This window comes from Halomarina pelagica, from assembly GCF_024228315.1.
GTDB lineage: Archaea > Halobacteriota > Halobacteria > Halobacteriales > Haloarculaceae > Halomarina > Halomarina pelagica.
Window position 1 is genome coordinate 24568 of the sequence record NZ_CP100455.1, and the last position, 13549, is coordinate 38116.

11 protein-coding genes are annotated in these 13549 nt (G+C 67.5%); 4 read left to right on the forward strand and 7 right to left on the reverse strand.

The genetic code is table 11. The features are described from left to right. The first annotated feature begins 4 nt into the window (after nucleotides 1-4). Nucleotides 5-1246 (forward strand): RNA-guided endonuclease InsQ/TnpB family protein, encoded by a 1242-nt coding sequence (locus NKI68_RS18655; protein WP_254546804.1) that lies wholly within the window; start codon nucleotides 5-7, stop codon nucleotides 1244-1246. 50 nt (nucleotides 1247-1296) lie between these two features. On the opposite strand, the gene NKI68_RS18660 is transcribed toward NKI68_RS18655, so the two are convergent. The 3 genes from NKI68_RS18660 to NKI68_RS18670 all read right to left on the reverse strand — a co-directional run bounded on the left by NKI68_RS18660 (nucleotide 1297) and on the right by NKI68_RS18670 (nucleotide 4569). After that, complete coding sequence (locus NKI68_RS18660; RefSeq protein ID WP_254546805.1) at nucleotides 1297-2016, reverse strand: class I SAM-dependent methyltransferase; 720 nt, start codon at nucleotides 2014-2016, stop codon at nucleotides 1297-1299. Between the two features lie 223 nt (nucleotides 2017-2239). Beyond that, the gene (locus NKI68_RS18665; RefSeq protein WP_254546806.1) at nucleotides 2240-4099 is read right to left on the reverse strand and encodes an aldehyde ferredoxin oxidoreductase family protein; all 1860 of its coding nucleotides are present in this window, start codon (nucleotides 4097-4099) and stop codon (nucleotides 2240-2242) included. A gap of 188 nt (nucleotides 4100-4287) precedes the next feature. After that, a complete protein-coding gene (locus tag NKI68_RS18670; protein WP_254546807.1) occupies nucleotides 4288-4569 on the reverse strand; it encodes a ubiquitin-like small modifier protein 1 in 282 nt (93 codons plus the stop codon). Nucleotides 4570-4680: 111 nt separating this feature from the next. Here NKI68_RS18670 and NKI68_RS18675 point away from each other — a divergent pair, with 111 nt between their 5' ends. Then, nucleotides 4681-5916, forward strand: coding sequence for a Zn-dependent hydrolase (locus NKI68_RS18675; RefSeq protein ID WP_254546808.1), 1236 nt, complete (start codon nucleotides 4681-4683; stop codon nucleotides 5914-5916). Nucleotides 5917-6126: 210 nt separating this feature from the next. On the opposite strand, the gene NKI68_RS18680 is transcribed toward NKI68_RS18675, so the two are convergent. Next, nucleotides 6127-7296: a M20 family metallopeptidase gene (locus NKI68_RS18680; protein WP_254546809.1), complete on the reverse strand. Its 1170-nt coding sequence runs from the start codon at nucleotides 7294-7296 to the stop codon at nucleotides 6127-6129. A 488-nt stretch (nucleotides 7297-7784) separates the two neighbouring features. Here NKI68_RS18680 and NKI68_RS18685 point away from each other — a divergent pair, with 488 nt between their 5' ends. Beyond that, entirely contained in the window at nucleotides 7785-8549 is a 765-nt protein-coding gene (locus tag NKI68_RS18685; RefSeq protein WP_254546810.1) for a DUF7260 family protein, read from the forward strand. 432 nt (nucleotides 8550-8981) lie between these two features. Further along, complete coding sequence (xacF, locus tag NKI68_RS18690) at nucleotides 8982-10433, forward strand: 2,5-dioxovalerate dehydrogenase (RefSeq protein ID WP_254546811.1); 1452 nt, start codon at nucleotides 8982-8984, stop codon at nucleotides 10431-10433. 84 nt (nucleotides 10434-10517) lie between these two features. Here the strand turns inward: xacF and NKI68_RS18695 are convergent, their stop codons facing one another. From NKI68_RS18695 to NKI68_RS18705, 3 genes are all read right to left on the reverse strand, one after another. Further along, complete coding sequence (locus tag NKI68_RS18695) at nucleotides 10518-10859, reverse strand: DUF7968 family protein (RefSeq protein ID WP_254546812.1); 342 nt, start codon at nucleotides 10857-10859, stop codon at nucleotides 10518-10520. Then, nucleotides 10856-12175: a nickel pincer cofactor-dependent isomerase, group 22 gene (locus tag NKI68_RS18700; protein ID WP_254546813.1), complete on the reverse strand. Its 1320-nt coding sequence runs from the start codon at nucleotides 12173-12175 to the stop codon at nucleotides 10856-10858. Before NKI68_RS18700 ends, NKI68_RS18695 begins: the two co-directional genes overlap by 4 nt. A gap of 105 nt (nucleotides 12176-12280) precedes the next feature. After that, nucleotides 12281-13501 carry a mandelate racemase/muconate lactonizing enzyme family protein gene (locus NKI68_RS18705; protein WP_254546814.1) on the reverse strand — a complete coding sequence of 407 codons (1221 nt, stop codon included), beginning with the start codon at nucleotides 13499-13501 and terminating at the stop codon, nucleotides 12281-12283. Nucleotides 13502-13549: the final 48 nt, after the last annotated feature.

The following is a 13549-nucleotide window of genomic DNA, read 5'->3' on the forward strand; positions in this document are numbered from 1 at the left end:
CGTTATGTACTACGCCTACAAGTATCGACTCAAGCCGTCCGACGCCCACCGCGAGGAGTTGGACCGCCACCGCGATATTTGCAGGCAACTGTACAACCACACGCTCTACCGCCTCAACGAGTACCAAGACGAGCACGACGAACTGCCGTCTATGACCACCCTCCGGTCAGAGCTACCTAACCTCAAGACGTGGTGGGACGGCCTCTCGGACGTGTACTCGAAGGTTCTCCAAACCGTCGTAGAACGCCTGTTTGACAACCTCAAAGGACTCTCCAAACTCAAGGAGAACGGCTACGGCGTCGGTCAACTCAAGTGGAAGCCACCACGGGAGTTCCGCAGTTTCACGTACAGTCAGTCTGGCTTCAAGCTCGACAAGAAGAGCGGCCAGACTGTCCTGTCACTCTCGAAACTCGCGGACATACCGATTCGGCTCCACCGCGCGATCCCCGACGACGCGACACTCAAGCAGGTCACGCTCAAGAAGGAACCGACCGGCGAGTGGCTCGCCACCTTCGGCGTCCAAATGGACTGTGAACCACCTGAGTCACCCGAGAATCCCGATCGGTGTGTCGGTATCGACGTGGGGATTCTCACGTACGCCCACGATACTGACGGTCACGCGGTCGGATCGCTTGACTTGTCGGTCGAGCGCAGGCGGCTTGAACGTGAGCAACGACGACTGTCGCGTCGGGAGCACGGGTCGAACAACTATGAGCGCCAGCGAAAGCGCGTGGCCGAGTGCTACGCTGACCTGAAGCGAAAGCGCCGTGACTTCTTGCACAAGCTCTCGAACTACTACGCTCGGGAGTACGACCTCGTGGCGGTCGAAGACCTGAACGTGAAGGGAATGCTCGAATCACCGTCGAACAGCCGAAATACGGCGTCTGCCGCGTGGCGGACGTTCCTTTCGTTGCTCGAATACAAGTGCAAACAGGAGGGAACGCACTTCGTGGCGGTCAGCCCGAGAGGGACGACCAAGGAATGCGCGGCGTGTGGCGTTTCGACGGACAAGCCATTGTGGGTCCGTGAGCACTCCTGTCCTGCCTGCGGGTTCGAGGCTGACAGGGACGCGAACGCGGCGTGGAATATTCTTTCTCGCGGCCTCGATCAAATAGGAGTGGGACACTCCGAATCAACGCGTGTGGAGACTGCGCTCCCTGTGGATGCACCTGTATCTGCAAAGCGCGTCGTGGAAACAGGAAGCCCTACCCTCAAGGAGCGAACGGCGTCAGCCGTGAGCGAGTAGGGTAGGGTAGTTCACAAACGCTTCACCCGATGTACCTCCACACTCGGTCGCTATCCGGATTTCGACGCTTTGACACACAGGAACGTCGGGTATTTCGATCGCTTCTCGTAGGACTCCGGCTTCTTCTCTTTGAACGTCTCCCTCGGCTTCGGTTCGACCAGTTCGTCCAGTTGAAATCCCGCTTCGATGAGTGGGTTGATGACCGCAGAAAACGGCCGGCGATAGAACGGGACGTCGATCTCCTCGCCGGAGGCCGACCACGTCATCCGTTGCCGCTCGATTTCGAAGTAGTTCTCGGCCTCGAACGCGATGTACTCATCGACCGGATGTTGGGCCGAAAACGCGAGGAATCCCCCCGGCCGGAGGATACGAGCGAACTCCGTGAAGGGCTGTCGCCAGTCTTCGACGTAGTGGAGCGAGAGGCCGCAAACGACGCCGTCGAACGCACCGTCGTCGACGAACGCGAGCGGCTCCGTCATATCGGCCCGGCGAATCTCTGCTCGGTCGCCGATCCGTCGTCTCGCCCGTTCGAGCATCTCGGCGTTCTCGTCGACAGCGAGGACATCCGCTCCCCGCTCGATCAACCACTCTGCGTACCGACCGTGTCCACACCCCGCATCGAGGACCCGTTTGCCCTCTACGTCCGGAATGAGTTCTGTCATCGCGGGGAATTCCAGGTCCGCGCAGTACGGGTCCTCCTCTCGCGTCTCGTACGTCTTCGCCAATCTATCGTATGCGTCCTCTACAGTGGGACTCTCATCGGGCGGCATGAACGCGGTCGTGCGTCTCTTCGGGTTAACCCTTGGCATTCCGGTTTCGAGTCGTTACTCGTCCGTTGCTGACGTCCGAAACGGCTCTGTTGCACTGGACGGGCTGAACGAGATGGCTTCGGTGTCTATCGGTTAGAGCGATCGACCGAGTACTTACTATTACTCCCTCTACCGCCCGGCTTCGAAACCTCGCGGGTAACATCGGACACTACGATACTCCCTGTCAGTTCACGGCGTCCGCGAGAGCCGTCAGGTCAAGGCGCTCGACGGTCGCCTCGGTCGGACGGCCGTCGTCGTCCCAGCCCCGGAACGCGTAGTACTCCTCGAGCATCGCGTCGAGTTCGTCGGGGGGACAGTACATCCCGGCGGCGGGACCGTCGGGGATCGGCTCGTGGGTGACGCGGTAGGAGAGCGCGTCCGTCTCGCGGTTCGCCACCCCGCGGGCGACGTTGACGAGCCGTTCGAGGTTGTAGATCCGCTCGCCGACGGCCTCCACCTCCGCGGTCGTGAGATCCCACCCGGTCGCGAGGTTGATCGCGTCCCGGTAGCGGTCGTCGACGCGTTTGCCCCACCCGGCCTCGCTCACGAACCGACACTGGGTGAGCGAGTCGCCGAGGGCCGTGAAGTGCTGGCTCCTGGCGGCGAACTCGGGGGTGCCGTCGGTCGTCTCGTCGTGCTCGCCGGCGTACTGCAGCGTCGGGCGGGTGTCGTGGTGCGACCCGCCCCGGGTCGAGGTGGCGTAACCGATGCTCATCCCCTTCAGCCCGCGGGGGGAGTGGGCGGCGTACTCGAGGCCCTTCGTTCCGTGGAGGTAGCGCTCCGCGTCCGATCCCAGCCCCGCGGCCATCCGGAACGAGCCCTCAGCGAGGTCGTCACCGATCCCCTCCCGGTGGGCGGTCCGTCTCGCCAGTTCGACCAGCCCCTCCGCGTCCCCGAACGCCAGGTGCGGCGACGCGTCCTCGGGGAGCAGGCCCTCGGCGTAGCACTCCCGGGCGAACGCCACGGTCACGCCCCAGCTGATCGTGTCCATGCCGAGGCGATCGCAGCGATCGTTGGCCGCCATCACGCGTTTCACGTCGTACACTTCCTGCATCGTCGCGGTGGCGAAGAGGCTCTCGAACTCGGGGATCTTCGCCTCCGTCACCCCCTCCGCCTCGACCGAGACGTGCTTGCCGCACTTCACGGCGCAGTTCGCGCAGGTCGTGTCCTCGGTGACGTACGCCGCCAGCGTCTCCCCGCTGACCGCGTCGGCGTTCGCCTCGCTCGTCCGTTCGGCGGCGTAGTTGCGCCGGCCGAGCTTTCCCATCTCGTTGATCGGGTTGACGAGACCGCTCGTGCCGTAGTCCGTGAGCATCTCGGTTTCCTCCATCAGCGTCCCCATCCGGCCGACGGCGAGGTCGCGAAGGTCGGCCTCGTCGACGGGTTCCGGCTGGAAGTCGCCCTCGCGGATCGCGACCGCCTTCACGTTCTTCGACCCGAGCACCGCGCCCGCGCCGCCGCGACCGGCGACGCCCTCCCGAAGCTTCCCCTCGTGGAGCAGGCAGGCGTACCGAACCAGGTTCTCGCCGGCGGGGCCGGTCGCGATCACGTGCGTGTCGTACCCCTCCCCCTCGCGCTCCCGGATCGCCGCACAGGTCTCGTAGGTGTCCAGTCCGGCCAGGTCGTCCGCCGGGACGACCGTCGCGCCGTCCGCGTCGACGCGGACGTAGCAGTCCTCCCCAGCCGCGCCGTGGATCGCGATGGCCTCGAAGCCGGTGGACTTCTGCGCCCGCGGGAAGGTGCCGCCGAACGTGCTGTCGAAGAAGCCGTTCGTCATGGGGCTCACGAAGCCGACGACGCCGCGGCTCGTGCTCTGGAACGGCGTGGCGGTCATCGGCCCGACGGCGAAGACGACGACGTTCGCCGGGTCGAAGGGGTCAGCGTCCGTCGGAACGTGTTCGGCGACGAGCTTCGCCGCGAACCCGTTGCCGCCGAGGAACCGGCGGGCGTCCGCCGGATCGACGGGCTCGACGGTTGACTCGCCCGCGTCGAGGTGGACGTGCAGGATCTCGCCGCCGTACACGGGCGGCAGGTCCTCCGACATGGTCACGCCACCGTTCGGGCGAACTCGACGGCGTCGCCCTCGCGGTCCGGACTCCGGAGTGCAGTGTGTGCTCCTCGCATGAATGCGAGGGACGATTCGCGGTCATATATAACTACCACCCCGACCCACGCGGACGATCGGGCGGGCCTGCTGAAGACGCCCGCCGGCGACGACGGATCGGTGCTCGCTCATCCGCCGGTGACCGGCGGGCTGAGGGTGACGCGGTCGCCCGGCGCGAGCGCCGTCTCGACGCCCTCGAAGTGCGAGACGTGCCTGCCGTTCAGGAGCACCGTCACGGCCGGATGGAACGACCCGTCGGGGGCGAGCAGCCGTCCCTCCAGACCGGGGTGGGTCGCCTCCAGCGACGCGAGCAGGTCCCCGACGGTCGCGCCCTCCTCGAGTTCCCGGACGACGCCGTCGCGCCCGAGCGCATCCCGGAACGACGCGAACGGTCGAACGTCGATCTCCATGTCCTCCGTTTTGCCGGGATCGTAATGAACCCCCCGAGCGCCCCGGCGCGGGGCATCGAACCGTCGCACGCGAGACGAAACCTACTCGGGCCGGGGGCGTGAGAGGCGCGTATGGAGGTATCGATAGACAGGGACCGGTTCGTCGCGACGATGAGAGAGCAGGCCGAGTTCGGTGCGACCGCCGGCGGCGGTCTCCATCGGCTCGCCCTCTCGGACGCCGACGGGGACGTCAGGGACTGGTTCCGCGACCGGATGGAGCGGGCGGGTCTCGCGGTGCGAATCGACGAGTTCGGCAACGTGTTCGGCCGACGAGGGGGGACCGATCCGGCCGCCGCGCCGGTGTTGGTCGGCTCGCACCTCGACTCACAGCCGTACGGCGGCATCTACGACGGCGCGCTCGGCGTCGTCGCCGCGCTCGAACTCGTCCGGGCGCTGAACGACGCCGACGCGGAGACGACACGCCCCATCGAGATCGTGAACTGGACGAACGAGGAGGGGTCGCGCTTCCAGCCGGCGATGCAGGGTAGCGGCGTGTGGGTCGGCGAACACGACGTCGAGGAGGAGTACGAGAAGACGGACGCGAACGGCGAGCGTCTGGTCGACGAACTCGAACGGATCGGCTACCGTGGCGACCGCCCGGCCGAACCCCCGGAGGAGTACGAGGCGTACCTCGAACTCCACGTCGAACAGGGGCCGTATCTGGAGGACGGCGGCTACGAGGTGGGCGTCGTCACGGGCGTCGTCGGGTTCGTCTGGGGTGCGATCACGTACCGCGGCGAGGCCGACCACTCCGGGCCGACGCCGATGCACTACCGCAGGGACGCGCTCGTCGCCGCCGCGGACGTCGTCACCGGGGCGCGCCGCATCCCGAGCACGCTCGGCGAGCGGACCGTCGGCACCGTCGGTCACCTCGACGTCGAACCGAACTCGATCAACGTCGTCCCCGAGGAGGTGACGTTCACCTTCGACTTCCGCGACCCCTCCGACGAGATCGTCGACGAGGCGCTCGACCGGGTGTTGCTCGAAGCCGAGGCCGCCGCCGAGCGCGAGGGCGTCGAGTGGGAGTGGGAGCGGCGCATGCGATCGCCGGCCGTCCGGTTCTCCGAGGCGTGCGTCGGAGCGGTCCAGTCTGCCGCCGATTCGCTCGGGCTCGAGAGCCGGCGGATCGTCAGCGGTGCCGGCCACGACGCCGCCCACCTGGCGGCATTCTGCGACACGGGCATGGTGTTCGCCGTCAGCGAGAACGGCAAGAGCCACACCGAGCGGGAGTTCACGAGCTGGGAGGACTGCTACAACGCCGCGAACGCGCTCGCGCGGGCGGCGGTGACGCTTGCGACCGACGACTGAGTACGACAGGGTGCGTAACGCTCGTACCCCTGTGAGGAGATAGGTAAAACTCAGTGTGGTGCTATGGCACACCACGGATAATAAATGTTCCGGGTGAGCGGACGCGATACGGACACCGTCCACGATCGTTTCGGTACCTGGCACGTCGTTCGAACGTGGGCGGCGGTCGACCGTCGGTCGACGAGGGGGACGGGCGTCCCGAGACGTCGCTCACGGATCCCCGCCGAAGAGGTCCGTCAGCGCGCGGACGAGCGCCTCGTAGCCGTCCGCGGCGTGCGCGAGGTCGACGTGTTCGTCGTACGTGTGCGCCTGCGAGATGTCGCCCGGGCCCCAGGTGATCGCCTCGATCCCGGCGTCGTTGACGAAGTTCCGGACGTCCGTCGAGGCCTGGATACCCCACGGTTCGGTCGGGACGTCGGCGACGGCGGCGGAGTGCTCGCGGAACACCGCGGCGAGGTCGCTGTCGCTCGGAACGGAGGCGGACTCGTAGGTTCGGGTGCGCTCCCAGGTGATCTCGACGCCGTGGTCGGCCGCGACCTCGGCGAGCAGGTCGTCGATCTCGCCGTCGATCTCGTCGGCGGACTCGGAGGGGAGAAACCGGCGGTCGACCGTGATCGCGGCGCGCTCCGGGACGACGTTCTCCTTCGTCCCCGCCTCGAACTTCGTGACGGTGGCGTACGCCCGCCCCACGAGGTCGTCCTCGCGCTCGCGGACCTCCGCGTCGTAGTCGGCGAGGGCATCGAGCACCGGGCGCGCGTGCTGGATGGCGTTCGTTCCCTGATCCGGTCGGCTCGCGTGGGACGGATCCCCCCCGACGCCGATCTCGTACCAGGCGAGTCCCTTCTCACTAGTTGCGGTTCGCAGCCCCGTCGGTTCGAGGACGACGCCGTAGTCGCCGTCGTACCCGGACTCGAGCAGGGACCTCGTTCCCGGCTCCGCCGTCTCCTCCCCGATGGCGGCGTGGAACACGAGCGAGCCGTCCAGCTCCGCGCCCTCGAACGCTCGATCGAACTCGGCCATCGCGAGCATGCCCAGGGCGACGCCCGTCTTCATGTCGGCGCTTCCGCGGCCGTAAAGAGTGCCGTCCTCGACGACGGCGTCGTACGGGCCGACCGACCACTGGTCGAGGTCGCCGGCCGGGACGACGTCGACGTGACCGTTCAGCACGACCGTCGGATCGCCGTCGCCCACCCGCGCCCCGACCTGCGGTCGATCGGGATACGGCCGCTCGACGCGATCGGCGTCGATGCCGCGTTCGTCGAACCAGTCGACGATGTAGTCGGTGCAGGCCGCCTCGTTCCCCGGCGGGTTCTCGGTCTCGATGGCGACGAGGGCCGCGATCAGTTCGGTCAGCTCGGATTCGGTTCGCGTCTGGGCCATGTGTGGAGTCCTTCTGTCGGTGATCTCTCGGTGAACCGCGCTCTACCGCTGTCACTCGCTGACGGCGTAGACGTCACGCGTACCTTCACACGGCGGCGCATAAAGGTTGACGTCCATTCGAGCGCCCGCGACGGTATCGTCGCGTCCGAAGACGGCGGTCGGTGGCTCATTCGGTGATCGGATAACCGACCCGGTCGGGACTCACTCCCCCGCCGCGGTGCCGGGCTGGACCGGGTCGCCCTCCTTCCAGATGACGTGACCGACGTCGAAGTGCTTCGCGACTCTCGGTTCGAGCGTCACCGACACTTCGGTGATACCACCATTCGAGGTGTGAACTCGTCCACGCCGATCGAGGAGATATTTAATGGTATGGAAACCTTGACGTTCGTGACGCTGGATAACGTATACCAATCGTCGGGTGGGGCGTGGGACGCCTTTCGAGCGCTCGGTACGTCCCGAAGTCGCTCCGCCCCGTTCGACGACCGTACATGCACCGCCACCTGCTCGCGCCGATCGAGACCGCACGCACCCTCCTCGACGAGGAGTACGAGCAGGTGCGCGTCGAGCAGGCCGCCTTCGAGACCTTCGCGGGGCGGATTCGCGCCCTCGACCCCGAGCCGGAGCGGTCACGGGCGCTGTGTACCGTCCCGTCTCCTCGCGATCGGTCGCTGGCCGATCTCGGTTCGGCGTCTACGACGCGAGAGGTTCGAACGGCGTACCGGGAGACGGTGATGGGCGTCGAGCACTACGACCGCGTGTACGACGAGTCGCTGGCGACGAACCTCGCTGCGGAGGTGGGATCGGAACTCGCGGCGGTCGTCCGCGAGGACGGACCGCTCACCGTGACCGTGCAACGAGCGATCGTCGCGGGTGCAGACCGCGCGATCCGCGATCGCCGGGCGTTCCTCGACGCCCTCGAGGCCGAGCGCGACTCGCTCGCCGGGGCTCACCACGAAGGCCGCGAACTCACCGCCGGACTCGCTCGGCTGGGCGACTCGGAGACCGCGACGTCGACGGAGCGCGTTGCGGTCGCGGAGGCGGTCGACGACCTGCTCGAGCGGTGTCGCCGACTGATCGACGCGCGCCAACGGCACGTCCAGGAGCGGTCGATCGCCCGGTATCTCGACGGCCACGACCTCTGCACCTACCTGTACGCGGCCGGTCCGGGCGACTGGACGTATCCCGTGCTCACCGTCACCGTCTCGCTCTACCGGGACCTCACGGCGGTACGAAGCCGTCTCGAACGCCGCTAGAACGCCGCGGACCGAGCGGTGACTCCGGCGGTGCTGGACCACTACACGCTGCCACTACCGTGGTGTCCGGTCCACGGGAGTGACGGGCCATCGATAGCCCGTCCGCCAGTGGGCCGTGGGACGAGCCGTCACGGGTGACAACCTCTCTCGAATAATACACGTACGCCTGTTACCTGAGCTTTCCCACAGATTTGTATAAATATATCTCTAACATCTCTATCAGAAAAACGACCGACGCGACGCGTTCGTTCGACGACCGCGGTTCCGGTACCCTCGTGCCCGTGTCGTGAAGGATTTGTGGTACGTACCGAGACGGTCGGTCGTCGCGCCACTCCGGCGGGTTCCATCGCGAGCGCGGCGTCGAAGCTCGTTCCAGGCCGCCCGCCCGTCCCGACCGAAAAGCCGGTAAGGATGCCGTCGAATCTACCGGTGATGCCAGAGACGTTCCAGAACTACATCGACGGCGAGTGGGTCGCATCGGAGACGGGCGAGACGTTCGAGGTTCGCAACCCGGCGAACACCGGGGAGGTCGTCGGCCGGTTCCAGCGGTCCGGACGCGGGGACGCACGGCGGGCGGTCGAGGCCGCGAAGGCCGCCTCGGAGTCGTGGGGCAAGACGCCCGGTCCGGAGCGCGGGAAGGTCCTCCGCCGGACGGCCGAGCGCCTCGCGGAGCGCGAGGACGAGTTGATCGAGACGCTGGTTCGCGAGGAGGGGAAGACGACCGCCGAAGCCGCACCGGAGGTGGGGCGGGCCGTCGACATCTTCTACTACTACGCCGAGAAGGCGCGGGACCTCGGCGGCACGGTGAAATCCGCGAGCGGTCAGAACAGGAACCTCTACACCGTGCGCGAGCCGCTCGGAGTCGCCAGCCTCATCACGCCGTGGAACTACCCGATCGCGATCCCAGCGTGGAAGATCGCCCCCGCCCTGGCGACGGGGAACGCGGTCCTCTTCAAGCCCGCGTCGCTCGCGCCGAACGTCGCCCGAAAGCTGGTCGAGTGCCTGGACGAGAGCGGCCTGCCGGCCGGCGTCCTCAACTACGTGACGGGTCCCGGAAGCGAGGTGGGCGACGCCTTCACCACCCACGAGGACGTGGACGCGGTCTCGTTCACCGGCAGCACCGTCGTCGGTAGCGCGGTCTACTCCGACGCCACGGACGCCCAGAAGCGGGCGCAGACGGAGATGGGCGGGAAGAACCCGACCGTCGTGATGCCGAGCGGCGACGTGGACGTGGCGGTCCGGGCCGTCGGCGCTGGCGCGTTCGGCGTGACGGGGCAGGCGTGCACCGCGTGCTCGCGCGCCGTCGTTCACGAGGCGGTCTACGACGAGTTCGTCGATCGCATCGTCGATTACGCCGAGTCCCTCGAGGTCGGTCCCGGGCTCGACGGCGCGGACGTGGGCCCGCAGGTGAGCGAGAGCGAACTGCAGAGCACCCTCGACTACGTCGAGGTCGGACGGGAGGAAGGCGCGCGGCTCGTGACCGGCGGCGAGGCGCTCGACGACGGGCCGCGGGCGAACGGTTACTTCGTCCAGCCGACGGTGTTCGCGGACGTCGATCCCGACATGCGCATCGCCCAGGAGGAGATCTTCGGGCCGGTGCTCTCGGTGGTGAAGGTGAGCGACCTCGAGGAGGCGATCCGGGTCGCCAACGACGTCGAATACGGGCTCTCCGCGAGCGTGATCACGACCGACCTCGCCGAGGCGAACCGCTTCGTCGACGACGTCGAGGCCGGCGTGGTGAAGGTCAACGAGAAGACGACGGGGCTCGAGCTACACGTCCCCTTCGGCGGCTTCAAGGGCTCTTCGAGCGAGACCTACCGCGAGCAGGGCGACGCGGCCATCGACTTCTACACGATCTCCAAGACGGTCTACCTCAACTACTGAGCGTCGCCGACCGGGCCGTCCGCTCGCTCCGGCGTCCGTTCGCTCCCGCTCGACGGACTCGACGCTCGTTCGCGGTCCCCCGGATCAGACCGGTTCGTCGTGCTGCGCGGCCCACCCGGGGTCCCCGCCGCGGGCCTCCCGCGTCACGTACTCGATCTCCGTCCCCGGACCCATCGTCGGGCCGCCCTCGACCCGTTCGACCCTGAGCGGAACGTCCATTCGACTGCCGCAGCAGCCGACGTCGGTGAATTCGTTCCACTCGTCGCCCTCGCGGACCTCGTCGTTGACCTTCCGGAGGTAGTTCCGGTAGTACTCCTGGCCGATCCGTCGCCGCCCGTGCGGCGGGAGGTCCGCCGGATACGAGACGACGACGCGCGTCGCGATGGCGGACGGCTCGTCCCCGGCCGCGTCTCGTCCGTCGTTCATCCTTCGATCTCGTAGGGCTCCTCGGGGAGGTCTCCGTCGGAGAGCGAGAGCGGTCGTCGTTCGACGACGGTGATGTCGTCGCGTTCCTCGAGTTCGGCGGCGACGGGTTCGGAGACGAGGAAGCGACCCAGTTCGAGGGTGTTTCGGATGCGGGCGACGCGCATGTCGCCGGGGTCGCGCGTGCCCGTCGAGGAGAACGCGAGCAGGAACGCGACCTCGTCCGTCGGGGCGACGACCGGGAGCCGGGCGCGGGCGGGCTCCCCGCCGGTGATGCCGTTGATGTAGGTGTCCGTGAGGTCGAGGCCGCCGACCGCGTCCGCGTGGATGAAATCCGCAAGCCCCATCCCGATGCCGTTGTGGTGTGACTCCTCCGTGAGCGAGCGCATGTAGATGCGGCTGTAGGAGGGCCGCTCCGGCTCCGGCTGCCCGTGATAGAGCATCCGCCCGACGACGTTCGTGTCCATCCCCGTCCCGGAGATGTTCTTCCCGATCTCGTCGACGACGAGCAGATCGAGGTCGTCGACGGGGAGCGTGGGGAGGAGTTCCTTCGAGCGGGCGAGTAGCTCCGGCTCCCTGTCGAGGATCTCGTCCACGGGGAGTCCCTCGATGTGGGCGGCGCGATCGTCTGCGTTCTCGATGAGAGCGACCCCGCCGACGATCGGCACGGTCTCGAACAGGGCGGCCGCGCGTTCCGGGATCGCCTCGTCGAGCCCCTTTGCGAGCCCGGCGTTGTGCGTCACCTCGGCCCCGCGCTGTTTGCCGATGCCGATGACGGCGATCTTCGAGAGCCCGCTCTCGATGTCTCCCCTGAAGTCGGTGTGCGCCTTCACCCGGTTCGCCAGCACGACGGCGTCCGCGTTCAGGACGTCCGTCGCGGCGAAGATCGGCCGGCCCTCCGCGTCGGTCGCCACCCGCTCGACGTCGAGCGAGGAGCGTATCTCACAGCCCATCGTCTCCTCCGTGATGCCGAGCGAGGCGAGCATCTGGCGCTGCCCCTCGGCGGTCGCGCCGCCGTGGCTCCCCATCGCCGGGAAGACGAACGGCTCGAACCCGCGGTCGGAGAGCGTCTCGACGACGGCCCGGAGCACGGTCGGCATGTCGTGAATGCCGCGACTGCCGCCGGTGACGCCGACCTCGGCTCCCTCGTCCAGGTCGTCGAGGCCGGGGATGTCGTCGAGCGCCTCGACGGTCGCCGCCGCCACGTCCGCCACCCGCGGCTGGTCCCGCTCCTGTTCGAGGAGGACGAACCCCGGGAAGTCGTCTATCGATACGTCGTTGACGTCCGCCAGTCTGTCGCTATCCGGTAACGTGAACATGGTTTCGTTCGTCGGTGTACGTTCCCCCTTCGGTCGAGGGTCATATGACCCTGTGGGGTGGTGTCGATTCGCGTCGCTCACGCGAGTGGAGAGTGGTCGTGTCGCCTACGCGAACATCGTGCCCGGGTCGTGGAGGTGTTCCCGTGCGACCTCCTCGTTCAGTTCGATACCGAGGCCCGGGGCCTCGGGAACCTCGATGTAGCCGTCCTCGATGAGGGGGTCCTCGCGGTCGTGGAGGTCGTCCCACCAGTCGACCTCGAGCGCGTGGTACTCGAGGACGTCGAAGTTGGGGACGCACGCGCCGAGGTGGACGCACGCCATCGTACCGATGGGACCGCAGACGTTGTGCGGCGAGAACACGATGTAGTTCTCCTCGGCGCGGTTGGCGATGGCCTTCGACTCGGCGAGGCCGCCGCACGTCGACGGGTCGGGCGTGATGACGTCGACCCCGAAGTCGTACAGCAGGTGCTTGAACTCGTGGACGCGGAAGCGGTTCTCGCCCGTGGCGATGGGGACCCGGGAGGCCCGCGTTATCTCGCGCTGAGCCTCCATGTTCTCCGGCGGCACGGGGTCCTCGAGCCACATCAGATCGAACGGTTCGAGCTTCCGGCACATCCGTTTCGCGCTGTCCATCGAGTAGTCCCAGTGGATGTCGAAGGCGAGGTCGATCTCGTAGCCGATCTCGTCGCGGATGGCCTCGACGGTGTCGACCTTCCGCTGGACGGCGGCGTTCGAGACGCGCCCGTTGTACGGGTCGGGGTGGTTGTCGAACGGCTGGTCGAGGTCGAACTTCAGGGCGGAAAAGCCCATGTCGGCGACCCGGGCGGCCTCCTCGGCGTACGCCTCGACCGAGTAGGCGTCCTCGGAGGCCGGCGAGTGGTATCCGGCGTCGGTCGCGAAGGCCTCCCCGGCGTGGCAGTCGCAGTAGATGCGGACCTCGTCGCGGTACTTGCCGCCGAGCAACTGGTAGACGGGGACGTCGAGCACCTTGCCGGCGATGTCCCACAGCGCGATCTCGATGCCGGTCGCCGCGGTGACGACCTTGCCCGTGGTGCCGCTGTGGCCGGAGGTCTCCTGGACCATCCGCCGGAAGAGCCGCTCGACGTCCAGGGGGTTCTCGCCGACGAGGAACCGCTTCATATACTCCACGACGGCGGTGACCCCGCCGCCGCGGTAGGACTCGCCGATGCCGGTGACGCCGGCGTCGGTGTGGACTCTGACGAGGTTCCACTCGAAGTTACCCTTGACGACGCAGGTCTCGATGTCGGTTATCCGTACGTCGCGCTCCGGCACGCGGTTCGTGGCGTGGTTGGAATAGTCTCGCATTGGGTGGCTGGTGTGGGGCGTCGCGGTCGCTTAAACGCTCGCATGGCT

Coding starts and splice junctions, on each gene's coding strand:
- NKI68_RS18655 (WP_254546804.1), top strand. CDS start 5: ATGTACTACGCCTACAAGTATCGACTCAAGCCGTCCGACGCCCACCGC.
- NKI68_RS18660 (WP_254546805.1), bottom strand. CDS start 2,016: ATGCCGCCCGATGAGAGTCCCACTGTAGAGGACGCATACGATAGATTG.
- NKI68_RS18665 (WP_254546806.1), bottom strand. CDS start 4,099: ATGTCGGAGGACCTGCCGCCCGTGTACGGCGGCGAGATCCTGCACGTC.
- NKI68_RS18670 (WP_254546807.1), bottom strand. CDS start 4,569: ATGGAGATCGACGTTCGACCGTTCGCGTCGTTCCGGGATGCGCTCGGG.
- NKI68_RS18675 (WP_254546808.1), top strand. CDS start 4,681: ATGGAGGTATCGATAGACAGGGACCGGTTCGTCGCGACGATGAGAGAG.
- NKI68_RS18680 (WP_254546809.1), bottom strand. CDS start 7,296: ATGGCCCAGACGCGAACCGAATCCGAGCTGACCGAACTGATCGCGGCC.
- NKI68_RS18685 (WP_254546810.1), top strand. CDS start 7,785: ATGCACCGCCACCTGCTCGCGCCGATCGAGACCGCACGCACCCTCCTC.
- xacF (WP_254546811.1), top strand. CDS start 8,982: ATGCCAGAGACGTTCCAGAACTACATCGACGGCGAGTGGGTCGCATCG.
- NKI68_RS18695 (WP_254546812.1), bottom strand. CDS start 10,859: ATGAACGACGGACGAGACGCGGCCGGGGACGAGCCGTCCGCCATCGCG.
- NKI68_RS18700 (WP_254546813.1), bottom strand. CDS start 12,175: ATGTTCACGTTACCGGATAGCGACAGACTGGCGGACGTCAACGACGTA.
- NKI68_RS18705 (WP_254546814.1), bottom strand. CDS start 13,501: ATGCGAGACTATTCCAACCACGCCACGAACCGCGTGCCGGAGCGCGAC.